The organism is Nocardia sp. NPDC052316, from assembly GCF_044547795.1.
Classification (GTDB): Bacteria; Actinomycetota; Actinomycetes; order Mycobacteriales; family Mycobacteriaceae; genus Nocardia.
Map to the genome: position 1 here is coordinate 1,486,456 of NZ_JBIUBB010000001.1, position 12,927 is coordinate 1,499,382.

12 protein-coding genes are annotated in these 12,927 nt (G+C 69.4%); 7 read left to right on the forward strand and 5 right to left on the reverse strand.

Annotated features, from left to right (window positions below):
• Positions 1-141: 141 nt before the first annotated feature.
• Positions 142-843: a thiamine phosphate synthase gene (gene thiE, locus ACIHA7_RS06905; protein WP_397286311.1), complete on the forward strand. Its 702-nt coding sequence runs from the start codon at positions 142-144 to the stop codon at positions 841-843.
• 29 nt (positions 844-872) lie between these two features.
• Here the strand turns inward: thiE and ACIHA7_RS06910 are convergent, their stop codons facing one another.
• Positions 873-1,574, reverse strand: a complete 702-nt coding sequence (locus ACIHA7_RS06910) for an NUDIX hydrolase (protein ID WP_397286313.1) — start codon at positions 1,572-1,574, stop codon at positions 873-875.
• Between the two features lie 180 nt (positions 1,575-1,754).
• On the opposite strand from ACIHA7_RS06910, the gene ACIHA7_RS06915 reads away from it, so the two are divergent.
• The 3 genes from ACIHA7_RS06915 to ACIHA7_RS06925 all read left to right on the forward strand — a co-directional run bounded on the left by ACIHA7_RS06915 (position 1,755) and on the right by ACIHA7_RS06925 (position 6,739).
• Entirely contained in the window at positions 1,755-3,143 is a 1,389-nt protein-coding gene (locus tag ACIHA7_RS06915) for a hypothetical protein (protein WP_397286315.1), read from the forward strand.
• Positions 3,140-4,120: a glutamate ABC transporter substrate-binding protein gene (locus ACIHA7_RS06920; protein ID WP_397286317.1), complete on the forward strand. Its 981-nt coding sequence runs from the start codon at positions 3,140-3,142 to the stop codon at positions 4,118-4,120. Before ACIHA7_RS06915 ends, ACIHA7_RS06920 begins: the two co-directional genes overlap by 4 nt.
• Positions 4,121-4,447: 327 nt before the next feature.
• Complete coding sequence (locus tag ACIHA7_RS06925; RefSeq protein WP_397286565.1) at positions 4,448-6,739, forward strand: serine/threonine-protein kinase PknG; 2,292 nt, start codon at positions 4,448-4,450, stop codon at positions 6,737-6,739.
• Positions 6,740-6,973: 234 nt separating this feature from the next.
• Here ACIHA7_RS06925 and ACIHA7_RS06930 read toward each other — a convergent pair whose 3' ends face one another.
• Positions 6,974-8,182: an acetate kinase gene (locus ACIHA7_RS06930; RefSeq protein ID WP_397286319.1), complete on the reverse strand. Its 1,209-nt coding sequence runs from the start codon at positions 8,180-8,182 to the stop codon at positions 6,974-6,976.
• Positions 8,183-8,322: 140 nt separating this feature from the next.
• Positions 8,323-10,395 carry a phosphate acetyltransferase gene (pta, locus tag ACIHA7_RS06935; RefSeq protein ID WP_397286321.1) on the reverse strand — a complete coding sequence of 691 codons (2,073 nt, stop codon included), beginning with the start codon at positions 10,393-10,395 and terminating at the stop codon, positions 8,323-8,325.
• A 196-nt stretch (positions 10,396-10,591) separates the two neighbouring features.
• Here pta and ACIHA7_RS06940 point away from each other — a divergent pair, with 196 nt between their 5' ends.
• A complete protein-coding gene (locus ACIHA7_RS06940; protein ID WP_397286323.1) occupies positions 10,592-11,098 on the forward strand; it encodes a nitroreductase family deazaflavin-dependent oxidoreductase in 507 nt (168 codons plus the stop codon).
• A 7-nt stretch (positions 11,099-11,105) separates the two neighbouring features.
• Here the strand turns inward: ACIHA7_RS06940 and ACIHA7_RS06945 are convergent, their stop codons facing one another.
• On the reverse strand, positions 11,106-11,225 hold the full coding sequence (locus ACIHA7_RS06945; protein ID WP_397286325.1) for a DUF3761 domain-containing protein: 120 nt from the start codon (positions 11,223-11,225) through the stop codon (positions 11,106-11,108).
• On the opposite strand from ACIHA7_RS06945, the gene ACIHA7_RS06950 reads away from it, so the two are divergent.
• Positions 11,182-11,556: a hypothetical protein gene (locus tag ACIHA7_RS06950; RefSeq protein ID WP_397286577.1), complete on the forward strand. Its 375-nt coding sequence runs from the start codon at positions 11,182-11,184 to the stop codon at positions 11,554-11,556. The two genes, ACIHA7_RS06945 and ACIHA7_RS06950, sit on opposite strands and share 44 nt — an antisense overlap.
• 199 nt (positions 11,557-11,755) lie before the next feature.
• On the opposite strand, the gene ACIHA7_RS06955 is transcribed toward ACIHA7_RS06950, so the two are convergent.
• Complete coding sequence (locus ACIHA7_RS06955; protein WP_397286327.1) at positions 11,756-12,208, reverse strand: RpiB/LacA/LacB family sugar-phosphate isomerase; 453 nt, start codon at positions 12,206-12,208, stop codon at positions 11,756-11,758.
• 68 nt (positions 12,209-12,276) lie between these two features.
• Between ACIHA7_RS06955 and ACIHA7_RS06960 the strand changes: the two genes are divergently transcribed.
• On the forward strand, positions 12,277-12,918 hold the full coding sequence (locus ACIHA7_RS06960) for a type 1 glutamine amidotransferase family protein (protein WP_397286329.1): 642 nt from the start codon (positions 12,277-12,279) through the stop codon (positions 12,916-12,918).
• The last annotated feature ends 9 nt before the right edge of the window (positions 12,919-12,927 follow it).

Genomic DNA, 12,927 nt, shown 5'->3' on the forward strand with positions numbered 1-12,927 from the left:
TCGACCCGGCTACGGGCCTGCCGCTGTGGTCGATGTGTGGCGGACGCGGGTCCCTGCGCAGGGACCTCCGCGACCGCCTCGTCGGCCCGGCGCTCGTGCCGCCGTTCGCATCCCCACGGTAGCGCGGCTACGGTCGAGGGCGTGCAACCCTCCCACCCTGCTCGACCCGCATCGCCCCGGGAGCGCTTGGCAACCGCTCGCCTCTATCTCTGTACCGACGCCAGACGGGACAAGGGCGATCTGGCCAAGTTCGCCGAAGCGGCCTTCGCGGGCGGGGTCGACATCATCCAGCTCAGGGACAAGGGCTCGCCCGGCGAGGCGAAGTTCGGCCCGCTGGAGGCGCGCGCCGAGCTCGGCGCCCTCGCCGAGTTGAAGGCCGCCGCGCGCAGGCACGGCGCGCTGGTCGCGGTGAACGACCGCGCCGATATCGCGCTGGCCGCGGGCGCCGACGTGCTGCACCTCGGCCAGGGCGACCTGCCGCCCTGGTACGCGCGCCGCATCCTCGGCCAGGACGTGGTGATCGGGCGCTCGACGCACAACCGCGCGCAGGCCGGGCTCGCCGCGATCGACGAACACATCGACTACTTCTGCACCGGGCCGGTCTACGCGACCCCGACCAAGCCGGGGCGGCAGGCCGCCGGCATCGAGTTGGTGCGCTCCACCGCTGACGCGCACCCGACCCGGCCGTGGTTCGCGATCGGCGGGATCGACGCGGACAACCTGCCCGACGTGCTCGCGGCGGGCGCGGATCGCATCGTGGTGGTGCGCGCGATCACCGAGGCGCGCGACCCGGAAGCCGCTGCCAGGCAACTCAAGACGGCGCTGCTGGCCAACGCCTCCTGATTCGGCAACGGGCCGCGCGGGTACTGGTCTCAGGAGAGGACTTGACCGAGGGTGAGCGAGAGCACGGCCTCGGCAACGGGGGTGCCGTTCGGTACCGGGTCGGCGGGTGGCGCCGCGGTGGCCACCGGATCGACGATCCTCGCGTAACCGCCGGGACCGTGGGGGTCGGAGTGCAGCCAGAAGAAACCTCGATCGGCCAGATCGACCGTGCGCGGCAGCGCGGCGGCGACGGCCTGGTCGTCTTGCGTGAGTTCGTCGAGGCAGACCCGGGCGGGCGCGGCGCGCAACACCGGCCAGGAAACGGCGAAGCCGGGATGCAACAGCCGGGCGTCGACCTCGGCCTCCGGAATCCAGGCCAGCTCGGAGCTCTCCTTGTTCCGGCTGGTGGGCAGCGTCGAGGCGGCGTCGGCGATCACCGTGGTGTAGGTCCAGCCGCTCGGCGCGGACGCGGTCACCCGCTCGCCGCGCACCCGGACCTCCGCCGGGTCGATGCCCGCCTCCTCCCACGCCTCGCGCACCGCCGCGTGCACCGGGGTCTCGTGGCTGTCCCTGGCACCGCCGGGCAACGCCCAGGTGCCGCCCTGATGACTCCACGGCGCGCGGTGCTGCATCAGCACCGCCGATCCGCCGCCGGCGAGCGGGGCGCGCAGCAGCAGTCCGGCGGCCCCGAATCGGCCCCAACGCCGCATGCCAATGGGGTCGCGCGACCACCCGTCACCATCACCACGCATCTGGCACCATCCTCGTTCCGCCGTCGCGGCACCGGCGTCCCGCAGCCAAGCAGGGGTATTTCACACGCCACGGCACCGCTACGACCACAATAAACTCCGCAACGACAGACACGGGGCGACCGGATATCCGATCGGTCCGTCGAGAAATCCGCGAATGCGGCCCAGACTGGGGAGGTGGACATGGCTCGGATCGAGCAGGCGACGGCGGTACTCCGGCCGTCGTCCACCGCCGAGCTCGCCGCGCGGGATAGTCCGGGGGCACTGCGCGCCGCGTTCATGCGCGAGCAGTTCGACCCGGCCCGGATGCGCCTGTTCGCCAGTTCCTCGCCGGGACGGCTGATCGCGATCGGACTGGTGCTCATCGGCGTGTGCCTGGCCGCGGGCTGGGTGACCGGAGCGACGGTGAGCGACCGGCAGCAGAGCCTGGACGTGCTGCTCGACGACACCGAGCCGGACGCGTACTCCGCGCATCGGCTCTACACCTCGCTGTCCATCGCGGACGCCGCGGCCAGCACCGCGTTCATCGCCGGTGGGCTGGAGCCGCAGGCGGTGCGGGACCGCTACAGCCAGGCGGTCGGCGAGTCCGCCGCGGAATTGGTGGCCGAGGCGGGCCGCGCCTCGGGCATCGCGCCCGGCGTGCCCGACGACACCGATGCCCAACTGCGCACCGGCATCGCCACCAGCCTGCCGGTGTACACCGGCATCGTGGAGACCGCGCGCGCGAACAACCGCAGTGGCTACCCCGTGGGCGCCGCGTATCTGAGCGAGGCCTCCAACCAGATGCAGACGGCCGTGCTGCCGATGGCCGAGGAGCTGCACAACCGTCGCTCGGCGGCGGTGACCGAGGCGCAGCGCAACCACGTCAGGCCGCCGTGGACCGCCATCGTGCTGGTGCTGCTCGCGCTGGCCGCGCTGGTGTGGGCACAGTTCGACCTGGCGAAGCGCTGGCGCCGGGTGCTCAATCCCGGTCTGCTGCTCGCCTCGGCGGCGGTGCTGGTGTTGCTGGCGTGGACCGTGGTCGCGGGCGCGGTGTCGGCCACCTCGATGATCAACGGGCGCGACGACGGCGCGGTGCCCGCCTCGCGGCTCACCGAGAGCCGCATCCTCGCGCAGCAGGCCCGTTCGGCGGAGACGCTGAAACTGGTGAACCGGGACGCGACCGGGGACTACGACCGGACCTACGACGCCAACATCGCCCGCCTCGCCGATCTACTCGGCGGCTACCCGAGCTCCGCGCCCGCCGCCGACGAGGTGCGCAATGCCATTCCGGCACTGGGTCGTTGGCGGGTGGCGCATCAACGCATGAACGACACGCTGGCCCGCGGTGACTACAACGGCGCGGCCACGGTGGCGACCGGGCCGGGCGCCGCCGATGTCGCGGCCCAGGTGGACGCGCTGGACAAGGCACTGGAACAGGGCATCGACGAGACACGGGATACATTGCGCGACAACATCTCCCAGGCGGCTCGGGTACTCGACTTCCTCGGCCCCGGCGCGCTGGTGCTCGGCATCATCGCGGCGGGCTGCGTCGGCCTCGGGCTGTGGCCCCGATTGCGGGAGTACCGATGAGGCGCGGGCACGGCATCCTCGCCGTCGCACTCACCGCCGTCGCGCTGGTCGGCGGCTGTACCAGCGACGCGCCGCCGCCGCTGCCGACCAGCACCGCCAAGTACACCGAACCGCCGTTGCCCGCCAAAGCCGTTCCGGTGCTGACCGATTCGCCGATCGCGACGCCGAAGGACCAGCAGTGCGGCGACCCGACGGCCAGCCTGCGCCCGACCGGCGAGGGCACCGCGGCGCGGGGGCCGACGATCGATGCGATCCGGGCCCGCGGCAGGCTGATAGTCGGGCTGGACGCGGGCAGCAACCTGTTCAGCTTCCGCGATCCGACCTCCGGCGCCATCGTCGGCTTCGACGCCGACATCGCCAGGGAGATCGCGCGCGACCTGCTCGGCAGCCCGGACTTGATCGAATACCGCACCCTCGGCTCGGCCGACCGGGAACAGGCGCTGCAGAAACACGACGTGGACATCGTCGCGAAGACCATGACGATCACCTGTGAACGGCGGCAGAAGGTCACCTTCTCCACCGTGTACCTGCGGTCCAAACAGCGGGTGCTGGCGATGAAGAGCTCCGGCATCAACGGCATCGCCGACCTCGCGGGAAAACGGGTGTGCATCGTGCGCGGCACCACCTCGCTGGACCGCATCCGCCACTACCAGCCCGCCGCGACCGTGCTCTCGGTGCCGACCTGGGCCGACTGTCTCGTCGTGCTCCAGCAGCGGCAGGTCGACGCGGTGAGTACCGACGACTCCATCCTGGCCGGCCTGGCCGCGCAGGACCCGTACACGGCCGTGGTCGGCGACACCATCAGTGTCGAGCCCTACGGCATCGGAATCCCCAAGGGCGACGACGATCTGGTGCGCTTCGTCAACGGCACGCTGGAGCGCATCCGCAACGACGGCACCTGGGACCGCAGCTACGCCCAATGGTTGACCGTGCTCGGCCCGTCGCCGGGTCCGCCCGCACCGAATTATGTGGACTGACGGCCGATGAACACAGCTGACGACGCCACCGCCGATTCGGACGAATCCGTCCCCGCCCCAACGCTTTCCAGTGAGAGCGTGGAAGAGCCCGCACACACCGAGCTGTCGCGAAGATCGCCGGAGGCGGACGAACCCGCACACACCGAACTATCGCGACCATCGCGGGAAGCGGACGAGTCCGCGCACACCGAACTGACAACAGGTTCGCCGGATACGGAAGAGCCTGCGCACACCGAACTATCGCGAAGATCGCCGGAGGCGGACGAACCCGCACACACCGAACTGACAACGGGTTCGCCGGACGCGGAAGAGCCCGCCCACACCGAGATGGCACGAGGCGCGCGGGACGTGGACGAGCCGGTGCACTCCGAACTCGCCCGTGGTTCCCGCCCGACACCCAGTGCGGCGGCGTCCGCCGAAACCGTCATCGGCGCATGGCGTACCGACTCCGAGCCGGATTCGGCCGCGACGATGCGGACCTCGGGCCGCAGCGTGCGTACCGCGCGGTCCCGGCCGACGGTCCGCAAGCTCGGCGGTGGTCTGGTGCCGATCCCGACGGTCGAGCCCGCCGACCCGCGCGCCGCCGTCCTGACCGATCCCGTTGTGTCGGAAGGCAAACGGTTCTGCTGGCGATGCGGCAACCCGGTCGGGCGGGCCACCGCGATCCGGCCCGCGCTGACCACCGGCACCTGCGATACCTGCGGCGCCCCTTACGATTTCCGCCCGTCGCTGCACGAGGGCGACATCGTGTCCGGGCAATACGAGGTGCAGGGCTGCATCGCGCACGGCGGGCTCGGCTGGATCTATCTGGCGATCGACCGCAACGTCAGCGATCGCTGGGTGGTGCTCAAGGGCCTGCTGCACACCGGCGACGCCGAAGCCCAGGCCGTGGCCGTGGCCGAGCGCCAATTCCTGGCCGAGGTGGCCCACGCCAGCATCGTCAAGATCCACAACTTCGTCGAGCACACCGACCAGGACGGCGCGCCGATCGGCTACATCGTCATGGAGTATGTCGGCGGCCGGTCACTGCGCGAGATCCTCAACTCCTACGACCGCCCGCACCGGATGCCGGTCGCCGAGGCCATCGCCTACCTGCTGGAAATCCTGCCCGCGCTGGAGTACCTGCATTCGATCGGGCTGACCTACAACGATCTCAAGCCCGACAACATCATGGTCACCGAGGATCAGGTGAAACTGATCGACCTCGGCGCCGTCGCCACCATCGAGTCGTACGGAAACCTCTACGGCACTCGGGGTTTTCAGGCGCCGGAGATCGCGAAGACCGGCCCGACGGTCGCGTCCGACATCTACACCGTCGGGCGCACCCTGGCCGTGCTCACCCTCGAGATGCCGATGGAGCAGGGCCGCTATCTCGACGGCATTCCCGATCCCGCGGACCATCCCGTGCTGGCCCGCTACGAGTTCTTCCACCGCCTGTTGCTGTGCGCGACCGATCCGGACCCCGAGCGACGCTTCCCGTCCGCCCGAGCCATGTCCGCGCAGATGTCGGGCGTGCTGCGGGAGATCCTCGCGATGGAGACCGGCACCGAGCACCCGCAGTTGTCGACGGTGTTCAGCCCGCCGCGGACCAGCTTCGGCACCGAGGAACTGATCAGGCAGACCGATGCCTACGCCGACGGCCGGGCGCGCAGCAAGCTACTGGAAGCCCGCGATGTGGTTGCGGCACTGCCGGTTCCGCTGCTCGACTCGGGCGACCCGTCTGCGCCGCTGCTGGCCTCCACCGTGCATGCCGAGCCCGCGCAGTCGCTGGAGGCCATCCGGGCCGCCCAGGAACGGGCCGAGACCGACCCCGACAATGCCCCGGAGACTTTGGATCTGGAGCTCCGGCTGGCCGAGGCGCGGGTGCGGCTGGATCTCGGCGAGTCGGCCTCGGTGCTGCACCTGCTGTCCCGGCTACCCGAGAACGATTGGCGCGTCAGCTGGTATCGCGGGCTGGCCCAGCTGCTCGACGTGGAGTACGAGCAGGCCTTCGCCAGCTTCGACCGGGTGCTGTGCGTGCTGCCCGGCGAGATCGGGCCCAAATTGGCGTTGGCCGCGACCGCGGAACTGATTCTGCAGCACTGGGATTCGCCGGATCCGGATCAGTGGCGGGCGTACGCGGAGAAGTTCTACGACACCGTCTGGCGCACCGATCGCGCGGTGGTGAGCGCCGCCTTCGGACTGGCCAGACAGCTCGCGGCGGTCGATCGCGTGGTGGACGCGGTGCACGCGCTCGACGAAGTACCGGCCGCGTCACGGCATTTCACCACCGCCAGGATGACCGCGGTGTTGCTGTTGCTCACCGCCGCCCCGGTGGCCGAACTCGACGAATCGACCTTGCACATCTCCGCCTCCCGGGTGCAGAGCCTGCCCGCCGGTGAGGGGCGCGCGGTCCAGATGCGGGTGCTCGTTCTCGGTGCCGCCCTGGCCTGGTTGCAGGCGGGCAACACCCCGAAACGGCCCGACGCCACGCTGTTCGGCGCGTCGTTCAACGAACGGTGCCTGCGGGAGGGCACCGAGGCAGGACTGCGCGCATTGGCGCGCAGCGCCCCCGGGCGTAACCACCGCTACGCGCTGGTCGATCTCGCCAACTCGATCCGCGCCAAGACCTGGGTCTGAGAAGTTCACGAAATCCTCACGATCGGTTCGGCAGGATCTGTCTCGGATCAGGTTCGCGCAGCACATCGAGGCCGCGCCACACCACCGCATGTCACCGGGGCAGCGATGCCCTCGCCGGTCCCGGGCCACGCCGCTGCGGACTGCCCTCCGCATCGGCGACGACATGGGCGGGAGATCCGGCCCGGTCGGCCTTCCCTCCCGACCGGGCGCCCACCCGCCTCTCCGGGGGCGGTGTCAGGTGTTTTCGGCGACCCGGTGGGCGGCGCGGGCGATGGCCAGTTCCTCGTTCGTGGGTACGACCAGCACGGCGACTTTCGCGTCCGGCGGTGAAATGCGCCGGGCGGTGCGGTCTTTCGCGGTGTTAGCCGTCGGGTCCACCTCTATACCGAAGCCGGACAGACCGGCCAAGGCGTCCGCGCGGACCTGTGGGCTGTTCTCGCCGACGCCCGCGGTGAAGGTGATCGCGTCGACCCCGCCCAGGTCGATCAGGTAGGCGCCGAGGTAACGGCGCAGGCGGTGGATGTAGACGTCGTAGGCCAGTTTCGCCGCGGTGTCACCGGCGTCGATGAGGCGCTGCAGTTCGCGGAAGTCGTTGACGCCGGACAGGCCCTTGATGCCGGAGTCCCGGTTCAGCAGCTTGTCGACCTGGTCGATGTCGAAGTGGGCCGAGCGGACCAGGTGCGCGATGATGCCCGGGTCGAGGTCGCCGGACCTGGTGCCCATCACCAAACCCTCCAGCGGGGTCAGCCCCATGGTGGTGTCGGTCGGGCGGCCGCCGCGGATCGCCGAGGCGGAGGCACCGTTGCCCAGGTGGAAGACGATCTGGTTCAACCGCGCCGGGTCACGGCCGAGCAGCTCGGCGACCTGCTCGGACACGTACTCGTGCGAGGTACCGTGGAAGCCGTACTTCCGGATGCCGTGCGCGGCAGCGACTTCGGCGTCGATGGCGTAGGTCTTGGCGGCGTCGGGCAGGCCGTGGAAGAACGCCGTGTCGAACACGGCCACCTGCGGCACGCCGGGCAGCAGTTCCCTCGCGCTCTCGATGCCCGCGACATTCGCCGGATTGTGCAGCGGGGCAAGCGAAGACAGCTCGGCGATGGCCGCGACCACGTCGTCATCGATCAGCGTCGGCCGGTAGAACACCTCGCCGCCGTGCACCACCCGGTGCCCCACCGCGCGGATCCCGGAGCCGGTCAGATCGTGGCCGGTCGCGGCGAAGGTGTCGAAGATCAACCGCAGCCCGGCCGTGTGATCGGCGACGGCGCCGCGCCGCTCGGTGGTTTCGCCGTCGGCGTGATGCTCGATCCCGGCGTTGTCCTCGCCGATCCGGTCGACCATGCCGGCGGCCGTCACCGCGCCCGATTCCGGGTCCAGGAGTTGGTATTTGATGGACGACGAGCCGGAATTGATCACCAGCACCTGGTCGTCGGTACCTTCGCTCATCACGCCTCCTGTGTTCGGCGGGACCCCCGGTTCAGCGTGCTACTCATCACGCCGCCCGAGTTCGTGGTCCCACATTCCCAGCAACCATCCGCTCGGGTCGGCTGTTCCGTATCGCGAACCACCTGTGTCCCGAGAGACACTCAGTCCCCCTGGGCCTGGATCGCGGTGATCGCCACCGTATTGACGATGTCGGCGACCAGCGCACCACGGGACAGGTCGTTGACCGGCTTGCGCAAGCCCTGCAGCACCGGCCCGATGGCGATCGCTCCCGCGCTGCGCTGCACCGCCTTGTAGGTGTTGTTGCCGGTATTCAGATCGGGAAAAACGAACACCGTCGCCCGGCCCGCCACCTCGGAGTCGGGCAGCTTCGTGGTGGCTACCGTCGGCTCGATCGCCGCGTCGTACTGGATCGGGCCTTCCACCGGCAGCTCCGGCGTGCGGTCGCGGACCAGTTTGGTGGCCACCCGCACCTTGTCCACGTCCGCGCCGCTGCCGGATTCGCCGGTCGAGTACGACAGCATCGCGATGCGCGGCTCGATACCGAATCGGGCCGCCGTGCCCGCCGAGGAGATCGCGATATCGGCCAGCTGCTCCGAGGTCGGGTCGGGCACCACCGCGCAGTCACCGTAGGCGAGCACCCGGTCGGCCAGGCACATGAGGAACACGCTGGACACCGTGGACACCCCGGGCACCGTCTTGATGATCTCGAACGATGGCCGGATGGTGTGCGCCGTGGTGTGCGCGGCACCGGAGACCATCCCGTCGGCGATTCCCTTGTAGACCATCATGGTGCCGAAATACGAGATGTCGGCCATGGTTTCGCGAGCGCGCTCGACCGTCATGCCCTTGTGCTTGCGCAGCTCGGCGTACTCCTTGGCGAAATCGTCGAGGTACCCGGAGGTTCGGGGATCGAGCACCTCCGCGGCGGAGATGTCGACGCCGAGCTCGGCGGCCCGCGCGCGGACGAGCTGCTCGTCGCCGAGGATCACCAGGTCGGCGATCTTGCGCTGCAGCACCCGCCCGGCCGCGCGCAGGATGCGGTCGTCGTCGCCCTCCGGCAGCACGATGCGTTTCCGGTCGGCCCTGGCGCGTTCGATGAGCTGGTACTCGAACATCTGCGGCGTCACCACGCTGGTGCGCGGAACTTCGATGCGCCGCAACAACTCCACGGCGTCGACGTGCTCCTCCATCAACGCAAGGGCGGTGTCGACCTTGCGCGGGCTGCCCGCCGACATGCGGCCGCGGGTGCGGTACGCGGCGCTGGCGGTGTCGTAGGTGCCGAGCTCGGTGGTGAGGATCGGCAGCTTGGGTTTCAGGCCGGTCATCAGCCGCGCCACCGCGGGATGGGGCAGCATGCCGCCGTTCATGATGATGCCCGACAGCGACGGAAAGCCTTCTGCCTCATGCGCGTTCACCACGCTGAGTAGCACGTCGGAGCGGTCACCCGGCGCGATCACCACGACGCCGTCCACCAGTCGCTCCAGAATGTGTTCGGCGGTCATGCCGCCGACCATGATCTTCAGCGCCTCGCGTTGCAGCAATTCCTGGTCGCCGCTGTACATCTCGCCGTCGATGGCGCTACACAGTTCGGCCATGGTCGGCGAGATGAGCAGCGGCACCTCGGGCAGCGTCCAGGTCGGCACGGCCGAGGAGCGCAACGCGGCGGCGACGTCATCGATCCGGGCCGGGTCGCAGCGGTTGGCGATGATCGCGACCAGCTGCGCGTGCTCCAGGGCCAGCTCGCTCTGGCACAACTCGGCCAGCTGCTTCACCTCGACCGGGGTGCGATCCGCGCCGCGCACCACCAGCAGCACTGCGGCACCGAGATTCACCGCGATCCTGGCGTTGAACCGCAGCTCGCTGGGGCTGGCGACATCGGTGTAATCGCTGCCGACCACCACCACCGCGTCGCACACCTTCGCGACCTCGTGGAACCGCATGACGATCTCACTGATCGCGGCGTCGGGGTCGGCGTGCACCTGCTCGTAGGTGACGCCGGTGGCCTGCGCGTAGTCGATATCGGCGGTGCTGTGCTCGAGCAGCAGCTCGAGGATGTAGTCGGGTTCGGTGGTCGACCTGGTGATCGGCCGGAAGACGCCGACCCGCGCGGTGGTCGCGCACAGCATCTGCAGCACGCCGAGCGCCACCGTCGACTTCCCGGTGTCTCCCTCGGGCGAGGCGATATACACGGTAGAAGGAGCATGATCGGCCATGCCCGAAAGCTTAGTGAACCAACCGCTAATCAGGCTCGCCTGCGAGACAGTCGTCACGAGCCGTGCGGAATCGATCGCCGCTGGGCGCGTCGTGGACGCCGATCGCGCGCGCTCGACCGGCGGCGGACGGCCCGCGGCCTGCTGACGGCGTTCGCTCGGGTCTCGGGCACCCCCGACCGGCCGATATAGTCCGCGCATGGCTGAACAATTCCCGGACCGGCAGTGGGGCTCGCGCACCAACGCGCTGTCCCGACTAGCAAACAAGTTCGCCGCGACCAAGCCCGGTTCCTGGTGCGTCCGCAAGCTGACCCCGCTGGACCGTGCCCTGCTCGAGCGCACCGACGCCAAGTACACCGTGCTCGGCCCGATCGGCGCCCCGGTGATCCTGCTGACCACCATCGGCCGCAAGTCCGGCCAGCCGCGCACCCAGCCACTGCTCTACGTGCACGACGGCGACGTGCTGTACGTGATCGGCAGCAACTTCGGCCAGCAACGCCACCCCGCCTGGACCGCCAACCTGCTTGCCGATCCTGCCGCCACCGTCGCCATCGCAGGCCAGCGCATCCCCGTCCGAGCGACCCTCGTCGAACCCGAAGCCAAGGACGCGATCTTCGCCCGCTTCGTCGAGATCACCGGCGCCTACGCCGCCTACCGCAACCGCACCACCCGCGACCTCCGCATCTTCGCCCTCCGCCGCGCGTAACCCCCACTCACAGCCACGTTGCGACGCCGCCGTGGCTCGAGCAGGTGCCGCGACGAGTCTGGCTGAACGAATAGGTGCCGTCCTTGCACTTCGCGGTGGCACCGGGCGGTGCGGAGGGGGCCGGCACCGGATTGTGTACGCAGTTGCCGCTGGAGTTGCGGTACGAGTCGGGGCCGCAGGCCGAACCCGGATCACTCACCGGGGGCGGTGCGACCAGCGGCGCGGGCGCGACCTGCGGCGCCGGGGCGGGCGGCGGGCGCAAAGCCACCGTCGTGCGCGGCACCGCAACGGGCGGTGGCACAGGCGCGGCGGTGGTGGCCGGTGGACTGGTCGTGGTCGAGGTCGTCGCACTGGTTGTGGTCGGCACGCTGGTCGTGCTGGACGGGGCCGGACTCGTCGAATTGATTGTGGTGGTCGCAGGCAAGGTTGCCGATGTCCGGGATGGCGAGGCCGGTTGAGCCGAGCAGCCACCGACGAGCACGACGAACGCGCTCACACCGACGAGGAAACCGAGACCGCTGAAGCGGTAATGCACTGATACTCCGATTGATTGATAGCGAGTCACCTACCGGATGACTCACCTCACTTCATCGAAGGCGCGCTACTACCCATTACCAAACAACCGCAGGTCAGATTGGTTCCGGGACGCGAATCAGGTCAGTGTTGGTTGGCCCGTTCGATCGTGGACAGGTGGGTGATGTTCGCCTGGTCGGTGGGATCGGTGCTGGGGGTGCCGGTGAACCAGGCGTCGAGGATTTCCCGGAGTTCGGCGCTGGAGGTCGAACGCAGGCTCAGGGCAAGGACGTTCGCGTCGTTCCATTGGCGGGCGCCCTTGGCGGTCTCGGCGTCGGCGCAGAGGGCGGCGCGGATGCCGGGGATTTTATTGGCGGCGATCGAGGCGCCGGTGCCGGTCCAGCAGCAGACGATCGCTTGGTCGGCGCGGCCCTTGGCCACATCGTCGGCCGCGGCCGCGCTGGCCCAGGCCCAGTCGTCTCGTTCGGTCTGCGCGAGTGCGCCGTGCGGCAGCGTTTCGTGTCCGCGCCGGATGAGCTCTTCGACCAATTCCCGCGCCACTCCGACGCGTTCGTCCGCAGCAACCGAGATCCGCATGCTCCCAGCTTAATGTCGACCCATCCAACCTATTGACAGCATGCTGTCAAATATGACAGAATACTGTCATGACCACGAAGACAGTCCACGTAGCCGTTTACGACACCTTCTCCGACTGGGAGATCGGCGCGACCACAGCGCACATCAACCGCACCACCTGGCAGCGGGAGCCGGGCACCTGGCAGACCAAAACGGTTGGGCTGACCACCGATCCGATCACCACCCTCGGCGGGATGCGCATAGTGCCGGACATGGCGCTGGCCGATCTCACGCCCGCCGAGAGCTCGATGCTGATCCTGGCCGGCGCCGATACCTGGGACAGTGAGGAACTCATGCCGTTCGCTCGCAAGGCCCGCGAGTTCCTCGACGCAGGAGTTCCGGTCGCGGCGATCTGCGGTGCGACACTCGGGCTGGCGCGGGAAGGTCTGCTCGATAACCGCAAGCACACCAGCAATGTTCGGGAATTCCTGCTCTACAGCGGATACGCGGGGGCCGACAATTACCTGGACGAGGCCGCGGTGACCGACGGCGATCTGATCACCGCGAGCGGTACCGCACCGTTCGAGTTCGCGCAGGCGGCACTCGGCAGGCTCGGCGTGTACGAGCCGCACGTGCTCGACGGCTGGTACCGCTTGTACGGGCACTCCGATCCGGCGGGCTGGGCGGTGCTCGCCGAGTACGAGGAGCAACGGTCGGGCGCGCACGTCTGATGCGGAACA

What these genes read in the sequence shown, in the direction of transcription:
- ACIHA7_RS06910 (WP_397286313.1), bottom strand. Translation starts at nt 1,574, where the DNA reads ATGCGTGGTGATGGTGACGGGTGGTCGCGCGACCCCATTGGCATGCGG.
- ACIHA7_RS06915 (WP_397286315.1), top strand. Translation starts at nt 1,755, where the DNA reads ATGGCTCGGATCGAGCAGGCGACGGCGGTACTCCGGCCGTCGTCCACC.
- ACIHA7_RS06920 (WP_397286317.1), top strand. Translation starts at nt 3,140, where the DNA reads ATGAGGCGCGGGCACGGCATCCTCGCCGTCGCACTCACCGCCGTCGCG.
- ACIHA7_RS06925 (WP_397286565.1), top strand. Translation starts at nt 4,448, where the DNA reads ATGGCACGAGGCGCGCGGGACGTGGACGAGCCGGTGCACTCCGAACTC.
- ACIHA7_RS06930 (WP_397286319.1), bottom strand. Translation starts at nt 8,182, where the DNA reads ATGAGCGAAGGTACCGACGACCAGGTGCTGGTGATCAATTCCGGCTCG.
- pta (WP_397286321.1), bottom strand. Translation starts at nt 10,395, where the DNA reads ATGGCCGATCATGCTCCTTCTACCGTGTATATCGCCTCGCCCGAGGGA.
- ACIHA7_RS06940 (WP_397286323.1), top strand. Translation starts at nt 10,592, where the DNA reads ATGGCTGAACAATTCCCGGACCGGCAGTGGGGCTCGCGCACCAACGCG.
- ACIHA7_RS06955 (WP_397286327.1), bottom strand. Translation starts at nt 12,208, where the DNA reads ATGCGGATCTCGGTTGCTGCGGACGAACGCGTCGGAGTGGCGCGGGAA.
- ACIHA7_RS06960 (WP_397286329.1), top strand. Translation starts at nt 12,277, where the DNA reads ATGACCACGAAGACAGTCCACGTAGCCGTTTACGACACCTTCTCCGAC.